This window comes from Pseudomonas poae, assembly GCA_028869255.1.
GTDB lineage: Bacteria > Pseudomonadota > Gammaproteobacteria > Pseudomonadales > Pseudomonadaceae > Aquipseudomonas > Aquipseudomonas poae_C.
Window position 1 is genome coordinate 1,307,813 of the sequence record CP110972.1, and the last position, 14,632, is coordinate 1,322,444.

Genomic DNA, 14,632 nt, shown 5'->3' on the forward strand with positions numbered 1-14,632 from the left:
CATGTGCGCCCCTTGGCATCAGCGTTTTACTGCGCCGGGACGTGCCAGGGCGATGTCCACCATCTGCGGGGCAAGGCCCAGGTAATTGGCGGGGTCGGTGAGACGTTGCAGCTCGACCAGGTCCAGCTGTGCGGTGGCTTCGCCCTGAGCCAGCAACGCATCCAGCAGGCTGGTTCCTTGATCGTTGGCCATGCGGCATGCGGCGTATACCACGTCGTGAGCCACCTGGCGGCCAAGGGCCGGTGCCAGGCCCATCATCACCGCCTCGGCGACAATCAGCCCCTGGGTCATGTCGAGGTTCTTGCGCATGCGTTCGGGGCGTACTTCAAGGCCTGCGAGCATGAACTTGGCCTGGCCCAGGGACGCTGCGCTCAAGGCGAAGGCTTCGGGGATGGCGATCCACTCCGCCTGCCACGGACCCGTGGAGCGCTCGAAGTCCTGGATCATGGCATCAAGCATCAGCCCGGCGTGCTGACGCACACCTTTGGCGGCGGCGTACATCAGTTCGCAGGAAATCGGATTGCGTTTTTGCGGCATGGTACTGCTGGCGCCACGGCCCTTGACGAAGGGCTCGTAAACTTCGCCCAGCTCGCTGGTCATCATCATCATGATGTCCAGCGCGATCTTGCCGAGAGAACCGGTGACCAGGCCCAGGAAGTTAAGCGTTTCTGCGAGCCCGTCCCGGGCCACGTGCCAGGTTGCCTGCGGCACACCGAGACCGAGTTCGGCCATCAGTGCCTCTTGCACGTCCAGGCCTTTGTCGCCCAAGGAGGCCAAGGTGCCTGCCGCGCCGGCGAACTGACCGATTTCGACTCGGGGGCGCAATTCCACCAGCCGTTCGGCATGGCGGTCGAACATGCTCAGCCAGACCGCGCACTTGTAGCCAAACGTGATGGGCAGGGCGTGTTGCAGGTGCGTGCGGCCTGCCATCGGGGTATCGCGATAACGCTGGGCCAGGTCGGCCAGCAACCCGCGCACAACCTGGATGTCACGCTCGACGATCGCCAGGGCTGCGCGTACTTGCAGGACCACCGCCGTGTCCATGATGTCTTGGGTAGTCGCGCCCCAGTGCACGTAGCGCCCGGCTTCGCCGCAGGTTTTCGACAGTTGCTCCACTAACGGCAGGATCGGGTAACCGACGATTTCGGTTTCGTGCTGCATCAACGCCAGATCAAGGGATTCATAGGTGGCCAGGGCGGCGATTTGCTCGGCGGCCTCTGCCGGAATCACCCCACAACGCGCTTCAGCGCGGGCCAAGGCCACTTCCACTTCGATGTAGCGTTTGATCAGGGCTTGGTCGGAGAACACGCCGCGCATTTCGGCAGTGCCAAACATATCGCGAAAAAGGGCGGAGTCGAAGACGGTGCTGGACATGAGGGAAATCCTAATATGTTGTTATTTATCGTACATATATTATATGTCCGTACATTATGATTGCCCTTGTCCTGTTACACTGTCAACTCATGAGCGAGGTACAGATGGAAGGCATGAACCCGAAACGCTATGCAGCAGTGGCTAGGGATTTGATCGACGAAATTGGCCATGGGCGCTATCCCGTCGGCTCTCTACTGCCGACAGAATTCGAACTCTGCGCTCTGTACCAGGTGAGCCGGCATACGGTACGTGCGGCGATCGAGCAGCTACAGGGCCACGGCATGGTGTCCCGGCGTAAACGGGTAGGCACCCGAGTAGAAGCGTCTTCGCCCAAGAGCGGCTATTCCCAGTCGATGGCCTCGGTGGCGGACCTGGTGCATGTGGCAGAAACCCATATCAGGGATATCCAGGATGTTCGCCATTTTGTGGCCGACATCGCGCTAGCCAAGCGCCTGGGGCTGGAGCCCGGAGGACACTATTTCTGTGTTTCAAGCATCAAAGTGGATGATGATGAGGGTCATGCGCCGTTCTGCTGGACGGACGTCTATGCAGAGAAGGCTTACGAGCAGATCATCCCGGATGCGAAAGCTCATCCCGATGAACTGATTGCCGCGCTGATCGGCAGGGCGTTCTCCAGGCATATCGATGTCGTGGATCAAGAGGTTCGGCCGGTGCAATTGTCGGCTGACTTGGCGTCTTGCCTTAAGGCACAAGCAGGTGCGCTTGGCTTAAATATTATTCGTCAGTACCGGGACGAGGCGGGCGCGCTGATTGCGGTCTCTGAAACGGTCTATCCTAGCGACCGTTTCACATTAGTGATGCAGATGACGCGAGATAGAAGCTGATTTGGGTGAGCGCTGAGGTATTCGGTGGAGCTTAGGCATACGCAGCCCCCATCGGAAATGTTTCTCTGGCGGCCGAGCAACTGGGTATCAGCCGCTCGACGCTGCAACGGCGCATCCGTGCCAACCATCTGTTGTTGCGCACGCGTGATCGTCGAGCCAGTTCGTAAGCTGCTAAGGAACAGCTCCATCTCGAAGGACCTCGTCAGTTTCTGCCTCCCGTGCAGGCCCGTCATACTGCATTGCGATACTAGCCTTTAAAAGTCTTATGCCAGACTTCGAGCAGCGCAGACTGGTTTTCAATGATGTAGCTGTAGTCAGGTTTCATCATTCGATCACGCTCTGCGTCACTGAAGTTGATCTACTTGTTCAACTCTTGCGGAAGTACGGTATTCCTGACTGTCGGCACGTTGTCGGCGCCGATGCCGAGTTGACCCTGTTGCCGAGATTTCACTGCCCCAGTCTGATCCCTCGTGAATCATTGTCTGTGCTGGATTTTTGCAGGTTTGGAGATGGGGCAGTCTTGCGTCGGCAATTGGGTCAATCTAGGGGCAGCGCCAACAGCCCAGAGGATGACCAGCGCCGACAGCCAATGCAGGTAGATACGGGTCGTCGAGTAGGGGGGCGGGCATTGATTGCAAGACGGGAGGAAACATAGGGGCGCGCACTGCTCGCTAGGGGGAAGTTTTTCCATTTTTATTTAACGATGCTAGCTGATGATCCCCTCTGCAAGAGCGCTCCGAAACGCCTGTTACGGAGCGACACCGGCATCCGGGGTGTGACTTGCTCGGCATCCATGTATGCGGACCGACGGCATTAAAGCGCTGAATAACGATGCCGATAAAACCAAACGAGCCTGTGCTGCGACTTTCAGCGTGCCTGGTTTCTTGCTCCATTTCCTCAGGCAGATATTTAGGAGAAGTCTTATGGCATGGTTTCGTGATGCGAAATTGTCCAGCAAATTAATCGCTGCATTCGGGGTATGCGCACTCATTACTCTTGTGGTCGGGATGTTGGGCAGCCGAGGTGTCTCTCAGTTATCGGACAGTCTCAGATTGGTGTTTTCCAACAACCTCATTTCTGTCGCGAAAACGGCAGAAACCAAAAGCAACGCAATTGCGCAGCAACGCGATTTGTATAGCCTCATCTCCGCCACCGTCTCCGACGCGCCACAGCGCGCCAAGGACGAGATACTCAGTAGTCTGGCGGCGAACCGCGCAGCCAGCGAAAAGGCATTTGCGATCTACCGTGCGACGCCATTGGCTGATGATGAGCGCGCCGCTGGCGACAAGATGGAGCGGGACTGGCCGGATTATCAGGCTCAGGTGCAACGGGTCGTTACTGCCTTGCAAGCCGGAGACATTGCATCCGCTCGATCTATCATGTCGGGTGATCTGCAACGAGGTTTCAGTACGGTCATGGACGAGCTGACCATCATCGTCGAATCGAACAATCGCCAAATCGGCGAAGGTGCTCAGGACGCTGACGCTATGGCAAGATCAGCGACAACCACGCTGTACATCGGCATCGGCATCGCTTTTCTTGCGGCACTGCTCCTGGGCATGTTCATCAGCAGAGTGATCAGTCGCCCCATCGCTTTGGCCGTTACGAGTGCTGAGCGCATTGCACAGGGCGATCTCACTCACGTCATCAACAGTGTTTCGCGTGATGAAACCGGACAATTGATCACGGCGCTGGGCAAAATGCAGGAAAGTCTGAAAACCACGATCCACCAAATTGCTGACGCATCCAACCAACTGGCTTCTGCTGCTGAGGAGCTCAACGCTGTGACGGAAGACGGCAGCCGAGGGCTGCTGCGCCAAAATGACGAGATTCAGCAGGCAGCTACCGCGGTGACCGAAATGACCTCGGCAGTAGAGGAGGTCGCCCGTAATGCGATGTCAGCGTCCGAGGCGTCTGCGTCAGCCAGTTCGCAAGCCACTCATGGCGTTGGCCAGGCACGTGATGCGGTCGCAGCCGTGAACAGCGCGACTGCAGAAATCAAGTCTTCGACCACCATCGTTGAAGATCTGGCGGTGCAGGTGAGAGATATTGGCAAGGTGCTCGACGTGATTCGTGGCATTGCTGAACAAACCAACCTGTTGGCCCTCAACGCCGCCATCGAGGCTGCCCGAGCAGGGGAGCAAGGTCGTGGTTTCGCCGTAGTCGCTGACGAAGTACGTGCCCTGGCCGCGAGAACACAATCCTCAACAGGCGAAATTGAAAGCATGATTGGCGCGGTGCAATCGAGGGCCGATCAGGCGGTGCTGGCGATGGGCAAGAGCCAGTCCCTGGTGACCAATACGCAAACCCTGGCGCAGGCGACCGGCGACGCCCTCGAACAGATCGCGCAAGGTATAGGTCAGATCAATGACCGCAACCTGGTCATTGCCAGTGCCTGCGAGGAGCAAGCCCACGTGGCTCGTGAGGTTGATCGAAACCTGGTCAACATCCAGGAACTGTCGACACAGACAGCCGCCGGTGCTCACCAGACTACGGCTTCTTCGCAGGATCTCTCCCGGCTGGCCGGCTCCTTCAATGAACTGGTCAAACGCTTCAAGCTGTGAGGGGCCGCTATCCACTTAGGATCAGCGGCTATACAGGCGTACGTGCTTGGCGCAGCCAGCGGTATTGAGCTGCGATTCATTGCAAAGCCCAGCGCAAGCAAGCGCTCACCTATCGGCGCGTAATGGCGATGTAATATTAGCACTGGTAGAATTCGTACCGCGATTCCAGAAGCGTATCCGGACACCGCGTCTGTCTCATTCAACTCTTGCCGGAAAAATGATTAACCTATCGGCGGTGTGTCGTAGCTATCGGGCGATTTCCTTCGCAGATGGCATTTTGTGTGCTGTGGTGTTGGCGCTAGGTATGCCTGTCACTGCCGCTGTTTGTGCGATCACTGACCAGTTAAATCAAGCCGCAATCAAGAGGCCTTTTGATTTTGCGGTGGATGAGCGAGTGAGCCGTATTCAACGGCGCTTTGTCATTCAGACCCTTCAGTTGGACAGCCTCCGACGATTCTTTATCAACGCCGACGATGTGACTGATAAGGAGTTTCGTTGGTTTGTGACGCCGTTAATCAATGAAGGCGAAAGTTACGGATGGCTGCAGCGCGTTTCGGAACAGGGCCTGGACGATCTGCGCGCCAAGGCGCTGTCTGATGGCGTGAGCGATGTTTCATTGCACGAGCGCGACCCTGCAACTCGCGGAAGGGTGCCGATTCAGAGTCGTCCCGAACATTTCATTCTTCTCTATTTGGTCGCGCACGATTACACCGACGCGACCGTTAGCCCAGGTATGGACATTGTTTCGCGTCCTGGTCGCTTGGCTCTTCTGCAACAAGCCCGGCGTCCCAGAAGATGGCGGTGTCCGAGCCGTTGGTTATGATGAATGGGCAAACCGTTATCTTCTTCGTCGCTCCGGTATTTGACGACGAATTAAAGAAAACGGGTGATGACGGCCTGCGAGGTTTCGCGCTTGCAACGATGCAAGTGAGCTTCTTGATGGAGCAAAATATTCCGGTGTCCAGCTTGGAGTATCTGAACGTTGTACTCACAGTGAACGACGCTGATCAACACGAAAAAGAGGTGTATCGCAGTCGCGAACCGGCGGTAGGTTCGCAACTTTACGCCCAGCATAAGCTGACATTCGCCGACCGTAGTTACACGCTCAAATTGAGTGCGACCAGGAATTTTCTGCGCCTCAACGATAATCATCTAAACCTCTATCGCGTTGCCGCTGCCGGCGGCTGCCTGACGTTGCTGCTGACGCTGGTCATCTACTTACTGATCAGTCAGCGTGCGCGGGCAGTCTCTCTGGTTGAGGAGAGGACGGGAGAGCTCGTGCGACTCAGTACCACGGATTATTTAACCGACGTTTATAACCGCCGTTACTTTGAGCAGTCCATGGCGCGTTTACTGATCGAGTCGAGGGACGGTGCCTTGGCCCTCTGCGTGGTGATGTTTGACATCGATCACTTCAAGAGAATCAACGATTGTTTTGGTCATCTCCAAGGCGATCGAGTGCTCAGGCAACTGAGTCAGATGATTCGCTCAACGACGCGTAGCAGCGATATTCTGTGCCGAACGGGTGGGGAAGAATTCATCTTGATTTGCCCGAACACGACGCTTGGCGCCGCTGGCCAGATGGCGGAAAAACTGAGACAGACTATTGGGGCTGGCTCTTTCGCAGATGTCGGCCACGTGACCTGCAGCTTTGGAGTGGTTGAATGGCAGACGTGGGAGTCGCTTGATCACTTGCTCAGCGAGTTGATGATGCGGTCTATGAGGCCAAGGCCGACGGGCGAGACCGAGTGGTTGTTCACTCGTGCGTAGCGTGACGAGACACCGAACAACAGGGTGTTAGTAAGCAGGTCTTGAGCGGGGCGTCAGAGGCGCCTCCGTGCTGAGGGGCGCTGGTTTGCGTCGTGGCGTGATGAACAAATGGAAGCCCGGCGTAACGCCGGGCCTCAACGCCTTACAGAATGTTCATCGGATAGCTGATGATCACCCGATGCTCATCGCTGTCCCGCTGTGTAGATACTCCGGTACGCAGTGAGGCGTGGCGCAGAGCGATGCTCAGGTCCTTGAGCGGCCCTTGCTGTACCACATAGCTCACTGTCAGGTTGCGTTCCCATTCACTTTTGTCGCCAGTGGGGGTGCGGATGTTCGAGCCGCTTTCGTACATGCCCAGGAAGCTCAGGCCGGGAATTCCGACTTTCGCAAAGTCATAGCCATACCGAACCTGCCAAGTGGTTTCCCCGGCGCGCTGGAATTTGCCGATCATCGATTCCGTCATGAAGTAGGCTGTCGAACCGTCCCCCTGGTTCAGCCAGACCGCATCACTGTCCCCACTGACTTGCTGCAGGCCGGCGGAGAACGTATGGCCGTTCACCAGGTAGGTGAATTGCGCGCTGTCCAGGCGGCTGTCGACTTTGCCTTTGGTGACGCCATCGCCGTTGTAGCCGAAGGTGTAGAAATCGGGATCATGGCCGTTGGCGCCGTCGGAGCGGTTGTCGAAGTGCCGCAAATCGGTGCGCAGTGTGCCGGGGCCGACCTGCATATCGTATTTGAGACCCAGGAAGTTCTGTTTGTAGAAGTCCTGCAGGTTGCCGTAGTAGTACTGCAACATCAGGTCTTTGGTGGCTTTGTAATCCACGCCGCCGTAGTAGAACTTGTTCACGAACTCGCCGGTTTGCGCATTGTTTGCACCGGGAATCGACATGCCCATCTGGTTGCTCGAACCGCGGCCTTTGACATGCTCCAACTGGCCGAGGGTGAACGTGAAGTTCTCCAGGTCCTTGGACTCGATTTGTCCGCCGTTGAACGTCTGTTGAAGCATCCGGTCAGTCGACATCACCACCGGCAACATCGGCACCAGCGTGCCGTATTTCAATACGGTGTTGGAGAACTTTGCCTTGGTCGTCAGGCCCAGGCTGCCGAACTCATCCACGGCACGCCCGTTGTCGGTCGGGAAGACGTTGCCGTTGAACGCCGTGCCTTGCGGGTTGTAGTGCCTGCCTTTGCCAGAGTCCAAGCGGACGCCGAACATGCCGATAGCGTCCACGCCGAAACCGACCGTGCCTTGGGTAAAACCGGACTGGAAGTTGGCGATGAAGCCCTGACCCCATTCCTGGGTGTAGTTGGGGTCGGCGGCGCCGCTGCGGTTGTCGGCATTGCTGAAGAAGTTGCGGGCCAGCACGCTGAGCTTGCTGTCTTCCACCAATCCTGCGGCATACCCTTGTTGAGCGATGATCAGGCCGCAAATGCCGGCCACTACTTTAGGTGCGCGATTGAAAAGCTCCATCGGAGTCATCCCCATGAGTTATTGAGTGTTGTGAGAGGCAGTCAAAAGCGGCTGTAGAGTTTTTATTGTTTTTCAGGAGCGACGGTGGCCGGTAAGACGTTCAGTCTTACGGGCGGCAAGCGGTACAGGATGAACAGTGCCAACACGCCGAGGCCGGCGCAGAGCAGCAAGCCGACGCCCACCGACTGAGCCAGGGCATCGCGGGCCAGGTTCAGCCATTGCGGGTGTTGGAGCAGGGCGGCATCGGGGCGCAACAGGACCTGTGGGTCGGCGTACAACGCCAGTCCGTCAGCGTGCCCTTGGGCGATAAACAGTCGTTGCAGGTTGGCGCTGTAAAGCAGGCTGACCAGCACGCCCATCGAGGCGGTTCCAAGCAAGCCGCCTACCAGGCGCAGCGATTGGGTCAGTGCAGTAGCGATCCCTAGAAACTGACGCTCGGCGAGGGTTTGAGTGAAGACCGTCAGGTTCAACAGGATGAAACCCAGGCCAAGACCTGCCAGCAGGATCAAGCCGAGTAACGCGTTGAATGAAGCACTTCGCCCGGCAATGGCCAAGCCCAGGCACGCCAGCAGCAGCGCTACAAAACCGCACAGTGGCAATAGGTTCGGATTGCGCAAACGAGTCACGATCCGACTGTTGACGATGGCGCCGAGGGTGATGCTCAGCGCGAGTGGCGTAATCAACAGGCCGGCATCTTGCGGCGAGTAGCCGTAGCTGCCTTGCAGCAACAGCGGCAGATAGAACAACAACGAAAACATGATCGCCCCGGCCGCCATCGACAGCACAAACAGCAGGCGCATGCTCGGCAACCCGAGTAACGCCGCTGGCAGTAGTGCGTGCTGGCAGCGGCGTTCCCAGCGCCATAAGGCGAGAGTTGCCACGATGCAACTCAAACCCAGCGCGGCACTCAGCATCAGGCTGGAATGCCCCAGCCACTCGACGAACAATTGCAGGCTGCCCAGCGCCAGCGCAATCAGCAAGGCGCCGGGCCAGTCGAGGCTGATCTTCGTTTGTTGAAGCGGGCGGTAATAAGGCAAGTAACGCCAGGCAAAGAACAGCGCCAGGCAGCCCAGCGGCAGATTGATGTAGAACACCGAGCGCCAACCGTAAGCCCCCGTCAGATAACCGCCCACCTTGGCCCGATGGCGTTGACCACACTGAGTACATCGCCAAGGAAACCCTGGTGGTGCGAGCGGCGAATGCCGATCAGCCGAAAAGCTTCTTCAAGGACAAGCGCATCAGCTCCACCAAAGGCTCGACCTCCGAGCAGTCGATCCGAATTGCCGGGGCCACTCCGGTGACGTTCCAGGACACTGGCTCGCTCGGCCTACATGGCCTTGCAGCAGAACAAGGTCGTGGGCCTGGTGACCAACACCATGACCGCCTTGAAGCTGGTCAATCAAGCCAGGGCCAGTGGTATCGAATTGGCGCTTGCCAAGGAGCCGATGGCGCTCGAGCCGATTGGCGCGGGCATGCGCAGGGATGAACCGGCGTTCCTCGCCAAGGTCAACGAGTCATTGGCGGCAATGGAGAAAGCCGGGGAGATCGATGCAATCTGGGATCGCTGGATCGGCCCAAACACTGAGTACAAAATGGTGCGCGAGGATAAAGTGCAGAGCCTCAGCAGCTTGAAGTTCGATCCGTTGCCTTGAGTCCGATGAACCTCCATTGCTGAGCAATGGCGAGCTGAAAAAGCCCGGCGAGAACTCCAGCGCCGGGTTTTATCATGCCTGATGTTTGCTCCCACACCGTTGCCCTCAGAACCGGGTGACCGCCATTCAACGGCATTTACTGCTGATGTAAATTCCCGTTCAATACCCATCGGACGTCTTCACCTCAAGGAGCAGAGATACACACCTTCACCTACGACAGTTTCATTGCTGAATCGAGATCGCGCGCGGTGCAATGTTGAGCCGTAAAGGATCGGCGAACCGCGTAAATACGTCGAGGGTAAAAACTGGATCAGGACTGCGGATGGACATGAGCAAGACGTTTATCTTGGTGGTCGCGAAATCTCGTTACGCGTGGGCCATCAGGTCACCCTGATCCCAGCTTGATGATCGTTCGTCCATTGGCTTTGGATAGAATCCAATAGTCTTGCTTAGAATTACGCCGTTTTCCGCTCTTGAAATACCCCAGAATCGAGTCTTTTCCTGCTTCAGAAAGAAAATAAAACCCTTATATTTCAACTGGTTGGATGCATGATACAAGTTTCGTTTCCCGCTCCAAGATTCAGAAAAAAGCCACTCAGATGAGTGGCTTTTTTTGTGCCTGAAAAATGCCCCGGCGTTAAATGCACTGCTGAATGTTCGAGCACTTCAACGGAGAATCTTTCAGCCGATTCAGCAGTTAAGTCGATGTCACAGGCCTTGGCCACCTGTTGAAGATCCAGTTCCTGGTTCAACTACGGTTGTTGATCCTGGAAGTATTGCTGCAAGTCGTTGACTAGAGTCATCGTTGTCTGGAGCGATGTCGGGCATAAAGCGCTCCGCTCGGCGACGGGCCATCATCGGATTGTGCTCAACTGTGCGGTAATGTCCAACCGACGTTTGATCTACCGGTTTTTTTCCGAGTCAAAGCCTCATGGTCGTACTGAACGTACTCAACAAAATCCCAGAGACATTTCTGTCTCCGGGATTTGTTGTTATTGCGTAACGTTGATATGCAGAGCTGGCGTGTTTTCGTCAGACACCCGCCGCCAATGGGAACAGTCCCAGCAGCAGACAGGCGAGCAAGATGAGGAAGCTCAGCGCGAACGCCCATTTCATGGTGTATTTCTGATGGTCGCTGAACTCCACGCCGGCCAAGCCACAGAGCAGGTAGGTCGAGGCCACGAGGGGGCTGAGCAAGTGGACTGGTTGACCCACCAGCGAAGCGCGGCCGATTTCCGCGTGAGTGATGCCATACACCTCGGCAGCCTTGGCGAGGACCGGCAATACGCCATAGTAGAAGGCGTCGTTAGACATAAAGAACGTGCCCGGAATACTCGCTAGCGCGGTGATCGGTGCCATGTAAGGGCCCCAGGTCGCGGGCAGCATGGCCAGGAAGCTCGCCGACATTGCATTGACCATGCCGGTGCCGGACAGAATGCCCGCCAGGATACCGGCTGCCAGGAAGATCGCGATCTGGTTCAAAGCGGTCGGAGCATGCGCGGAAATGCGGCGACGCTGATCGTTCATGTGTGGATAGTTGATCACCAGGGCAACGGAGAACGCGACCATGAATAGAATGGAGAGGGGTAACACCTCCGTCACCAGCCCGGCCATCAATCCCACTGTCAGGCTGGCGTTTAACCAGAACAGTTTTGGGCGACGCAGCTCGGCATTTTCATCCGACATGGATGGCAAGCTTCCATCTGACTCATCATCAAAGACGGTGGCGGCGGCACTCACCGACAAGCGCAGTTTGCCCAAGCGTTGACGCTCGCGAATACCGATGAAGTAAGCCAGTGCCAGCACGCCAAGGAAGCCGACCACCATGACGGGAATGAGCGGGATGAACAGTTCGGATGTATCGACCTGCAAGGACGCCGCGGCACGCGCCAGTGGACCGCCCCACGGCAGCAGGTTGGTCACACTCGCTGCAAGAATCACCACGCAAGTGAGCGATAGTGGCTCCAGTCGTAGACGCTTGAACAGTGGCAGCATCGCAGTGACGGTAATCATGTAGGTGGTGGAACCGTCGCCATCCAGCGATACCAAACCGGCCAACAGTGCGGCAAACACAACGGCCTTCATCGGGTCGCCGTTGATCAACTTGATGAACTTGCGAATGATCGGATCGAACAGACCCGTATCGAACATCACGCCGAAGTAGAGGATTGCGAACATCACCATGACCGCGGTCGGAGCCACTTTTTTCAGACCGTCGATCATCATATTGCCCATGTCCGGGCCAAATCCCGCCAGGAGCGCGAATACGATCGGAACTGTTGTCATGGCTACCAAGGGTGACAACCGCTTGGTCATGATCAGCGCCATGAAGGTCACGATCATGCCGTAGCCGAGTAGTGAAAGCATTTGTATCACCTTGACGTAAAGTACAATTATTTTTATGGGATCTGCGCTCAAAGCGCATCAAGGTTCCCGCTGTATTTTGGGTCGATCCAGCGGGTTGCCGCTGAGTCTCACACGGGTATCAACTCATGTGAAGGCCACCGTTGAGCGAGAAGTCGGCACCGTTGGCGTATCCGGCTTCATCGGATGCAAGCCAGGCGCACACGGAGGCAATTTCCTCAGGTGTTCCGAGTCGTCGAGTCGGAATGTCCTGAATGATGCGATCCATGACTTCGGTGGTTGTGACGGACTTGAGCTTGGCTGTCTCGATGTAGCCAGGGGACACCGTATTCACCGTGACGCCGCGAGGCCCGACTTCTCGTGCCAATGCGCGAGTGAAGCCCCGGATGGCGGACTTGGCGGTGGAGTAGTTGACCTGGCCCACATGACCCAGCTGGGCGTTTACCGACGAGATATTGATGACCCGTCCCCAGCCTCTCCCGACCATGCCATCGATAACCTGTTTGGTCACGTTGAACAGCGAGTTGAGGTTGGTATCGATGACAGTAGTCCAGTCGTTGGGCTGCATGTCATGGAACACGACGTTTCGGGCAGTGCCGGCGTTGTTGATGAGAACATCCACGGGGCCGACATTTTTCTTGATTTGCTCGAAGGCTTGGCGGCAGGAGTCCCAATCCGCCACATTTCCTTCCGATGCAATGAAGGTAAAGCCAAGTGCCTTTTGTTGGGCCAGCCAGGTGTCCTTCAATGGGGAATCAGGCCCGCAGCCCGCGACGACGGTAAAGCCGTCCCGCGCCAGACGCTGGCAGACTGCTGTGCCGAGGTTTCCCATGCCAGCAGTCACAAATGCGATTTTCTTGGTCATGCGTTCACTCCTGTTGTGTTTTTTGTTGGGAGCATTGCGTGCAGCCATCAGGCTACTGGTCCTAATAAACTCCACTCCAAATTGTTTTGCAAGGTAACGCGGTACAATTTCTGCAAAAAGAAACGTTTTCTTACCAACGTTCATCTTCCAGCGGGCTGGGCTTTAGGGTTCTCCTTAAACCGTCGAGGCCTTCGAGTGTGGAGGTATGAGGGCGATACTCGCATCCCACCCAGCCCTGATAAGCATGGTCTTCGAGCAGGGAAAGCAGCTTGGGAAAATCGATAGTGCCAGTCCCCGGTTCATGTCTGCCCGGGAAGTCGGCCACTTGGATATGGCTCACTCGCGGCCACCACTGATTCAGCTTTCGCAGACAGTCCTCGCCAAGCAACTCCGTGTGGTAGGTGTCCAGGATCCGGCCCAGATTGGGAATCGTCTCAAGCATTTGCTCGGCAAAGTCGAAGCGACTCATGAGATAACCTGGAACCTCAGTTGAGCTGATGACCTCAATCAGGGGTTCAATACCTTCGTCGGCCAGGAAGTCTGCCGCGTACCTCAGATTGCGCCGGTAAAGGCCGCTGTCGGCAATCACCTCGGGTTCAGGCAGTGATACACCCGACATCAGGTGAAGCATTTTACAGTCCAGGGTCTTTGCGTATTGGACGGCTTGGGTGATTTCTGCCAGGAACGCTTGCTTCGAGGAGCAAATGCCGGTGGTCCCCCTTGTGGAGCCAGTTGGTGCGGAAAATTGCACCATCTGAAGGTGATATTCATCGAGAAGCCCCGCAATTTGTGTCGCTTCGTATTCATAGGGCGAGGGGAACTCGACCGCTCGAAAGCCTGATTTTGCGGCAGCGCAGAATCGTTCCAAAAAAGGCAGTTCCGTAAACTGGAAACCAATATGTGCGTTTAACTTGATCATGCGTGTAGCTCCGGAATCTTTATGACGGCTTCAAGCGTCCAGCAGGCCACGCAGCTTCAGTACAGCGCTGTCAGGCGTGGTCAACACGGCAAGGCCACTCGTCTGGCTGGCCTGTTGTGCTGCGCTGGTCATTGAGAATTGTGCGAAACACAGCAATTCGCTGTTCGTCAGCGTTCGCGCCGAATCGGCGATCAACGCATCATGGCGATCAACGTTACCCTTTCGCAATTCATCGAATGCTCCGGGGCAAACGTGGGTCGTCAGTTCCAGCGCAACGCCTTGTTGCTTTGCATAGCGTTGGAACTCTTCAGTCATTGAAGTAATGGCTGGCTGGAAGGTCGCCAGGATGGTGATCTTTGACGTGCGCTCAATGGCTTGCTCGATCATGGCTTCGTTCGGCTTGAGGATGGGAATGTTCAGGGAGCGTTTGCACAGGTCGATGGCGTCACCGAATGCCGAGCAGGTGAACAAGATGGCGTCAGCCCCCGATTGCGCGGCATAGGTGGCGAGTTTCAAGAAGCGCTCGTTCAATGCCGGGGTGAGTTCGCCCGCGTCTGCCAAATCGCCGGAAAGCGAGTCTTCCAACAGATTGACCAGCTTGGCCTCGGGCCAAAGCCGTGTGAAAGCTTCAGTTATGGGAGCAATCGATACCGGTGTTGCATGGATCAAATAAATGCGTGGTGCGGTCATGACGTAACCTCAGGTTGTGGTCGATCAAGTTGATAGCCGGTGATATCGCGACATCTCAGCGGCGTGTTGATGTGCAATAGGTGTGTTATTTTTCTTTCAAGGGATGGTCAGGGATGAG

11 protein-coding genes and 2 pseudogenes are annotated in these 14,632 nt (G+C 56.6%); 5 read left to right on the top strand and 8 right to left on the bottom strand.

Annotation, left to right across the window (positions count from 1 at the left end; all coding sequences use genetic code 11):
• Positions 1-18: 18 nt before the first annotated feature.
• Entirely contained in the window at positions 19-1,374 is a 1,356-nt protein-coding gene (locus LRS56_06220; GenBank protein ID WDU64101.1) for an adenylosuccinate lyase family protein, read from the bottom strand.
• A gap of 104 nt (positions 1,375-1,478) precedes the next feature.
• Between LRS56_06220 and LRS56_06225 the strand changes: the two genes are divergently transcribed.
• From LRS56_06225 to LRS56_06240, 4 genes are all read left to right on the top strand, one after another.
• Positions 1,479-2,219, top strand: a complete 741-nt coding sequence (locus LRS56_06225; protein WDU64102.1) for a GntR family transcriptional regulator — start codon at positions 1,479-1,481, stop codon at positions 2,217-2,219.
• A 923-nt stretch (positions 2,220-3,142) separates the two neighbouring features.
• Positions 3,143-4,783 carry a methyl-accepting chemotaxis protein gene (locus tag LRS56_06230; GenBank protein WDU64103.1) on the top strand — a complete coding sequence of 547 codons (1,641 nt, stop codon included), beginning with the start codon at positions 3,143-3,145 and terminating at the stop codon, positions 4,781-4,783.
• 46 nt (positions 4,784-4,829) lie between these two features.
• Positions 4,830-5,606: a CHASE domain-containing protein gene (locus LRS56_06235; protein ID WDU64104.1), complete on the top strand. Its 777-nt coding sequence runs from the start codon at positions 4,830-4,832 to the stop codon at positions 5,604-5,606.
• Positions 5,585-6,553 (top strand): GGDEF domain-containing protein, encoded by a 969-nt coding sequence (locus LRS56_06240; GenBank protein ID WDU64105.1) that lies wholly within the window; start codon positions 5,585-5,587, stop codon positions 6,551-6,553. Before LRS56_06235 ends, LRS56_06240 begins: the two co-directional genes overlap by 22 nt.
• Positions 6,554-6,695: 142 nt before the next feature.
• On the opposite strand, the gene LRS56_06245 is transcribed toward LRS56_06240, so the two are convergent.
• Positions 6,696-8,024 (bottom strand): OprD family porin, encoded by a 1,329-nt coding sequence (locus LRS56_06245; protein WDU64106.1) that lies wholly within the window; start codon positions 8,022-8,024, stop codon positions 6,696-6,698.
• A 62-nt stretch (positions 8,025-8,086) separates the two neighbouring features.
• Positions 8,087-9,189, bottom strand: a pseudogene (locus LRS56_06250) (MFS transporter).
• Here LRS56_06250 and LRS56_06255 point away from each other — a divergent pair.
• A pseudogene (locus LRS56_06255) lies at positions 9,187-9,676 on the top strand (transporter substrate-binding domain-containing protein). The pseudogenes LRS56_06250 and LRS56_06255 sit on opposite strands and share 3 nt — an antisense overlap.
• A 533-nt stretch (positions 9,677-10,209) precedes the next feature.
• On the opposite strand, the gene LRS56_06260 reads toward LRS56_06255, so the two are convergent.
• The 5 genes from LRS56_06260 to LRS56_06280 all read right to left on the bottom strand — a co-directional run bounded on the left by LRS56_06260 (position 10,210) and on the right by LRS56_06280 (position 14,514).
• Positions 10,210-10,428, bottom strand: a complete 219-nt coding sequence (locus tag LRS56_06260) for a hypothetical protein (GenBank protein WDU64107.1) — start codon at positions 10,426-10,428, stop codon at positions 10,210-10,212.
• A gap of 280 nt (positions 10,429-10,708) precedes the next feature.
• Entirely contained in the window at positions 10,709-12,043 is a 1,335-nt protein-coding gene (locus LRS56_06265; protein WDU64108.1) for a CitMHS family transporter, read from the bottom strand.
• Positions 12,044-12,161: 118 nt separating this feature from the next.
• The gene (phbB, locus tag LRS56_06270; protein ID WDU64109.1) at positions 12,162-12,905 is read right to left on the bottom strand and encodes an acetoacetyl-CoA reductase; all 744 of its coding nucleotides are present in this window, start codon (positions 12,903-12,905) and stop codon (positions 12,162-12,164) included.
• A gap of 130 nt (positions 12,906-13,035) precedes the next feature.
• On the bottom strand, positions 13,036-13,824 hold the full coding sequence (locus LRS56_06275; GenBank protein WDU64110.1) for a TIM barrel protein: 789 nt from the start codon (positions 13,822-13,824) through the stop codon (positions 13,036-13,038).
• 30 nt (positions 13,825-13,854) lie between these two features.
• On the bottom strand, positions 13,855-14,514 hold the full coding sequence (locus LRS56_06280; GenBank protein ID WDU64111.1) for an arylsulfatase: 660 nt from the start codon (positions 14,512-14,514) through the stop codon (positions 13,855-13,857).
• Positions 14,515-14,632: the final 118 nt, after the last annotated feature.

What these genes read in the sequence shown, in the direction of transcription:
- LRS56_06220 (WDU64101.1), bottom strand. Translation starts at nt 1,374, where the DNA reads ATGTCCAGCACCGTCTTCGACTCCGCCCTTTTTCGCGATATGTTTGGC.
- LRS56_06225 (WDU64102.1), top strand. Translation starts at nt 1,479, where the DNA reads ATGGAAGGCATGAACCCGAAACGCTATGCAGCAGTGGCTAGGGATTTG.
- LRS56_06230 (WDU64103.1), top strand. Translation starts at nt 3,143, where the DNA reads ATGGCATGGTTTCGTGATGCGAAATTGTCCAGCAAATTAATCGCTGCA.
- LRS56_06245 (WDU64106.1), bottom strand. Translation starts at nt 8,024, where the DNA reads ATGGAGCTTTTCAATCGCGCACCTAAAGTAGTGGCCGGCATTTGCGGC.
- LRS56_06265 (WDU64108.1), bottom strand. Translation starts at nt 12,043, where the DNA reads ATGCTTTCACTACTCGGCTACGGCATGATCGTGACCTTCATGGCGCTG.
- phbB (WDU64109.1), bottom strand. Translation starts at nt 12,905, where the DNA reads ATGACCAAGAAAATCGCATTTGTGACTGCTGGCATGGGAAACCTCGGC.
- LRS56_06275 (WDU64110.1), bottom strand. Translation starts at nt 13,824, where the DNA reads ATGATCAAGTTAAACGCACATATTGGTTTCCAGTTTACGGAACTGCCT.
- LRS56_06280 (WDU64111.1), bottom strand. Translation starts at nt 14,514, where the DNA reads ATGACCGCACCACGCATTTATTTGATCCATGCAACACCGGTATCGATT.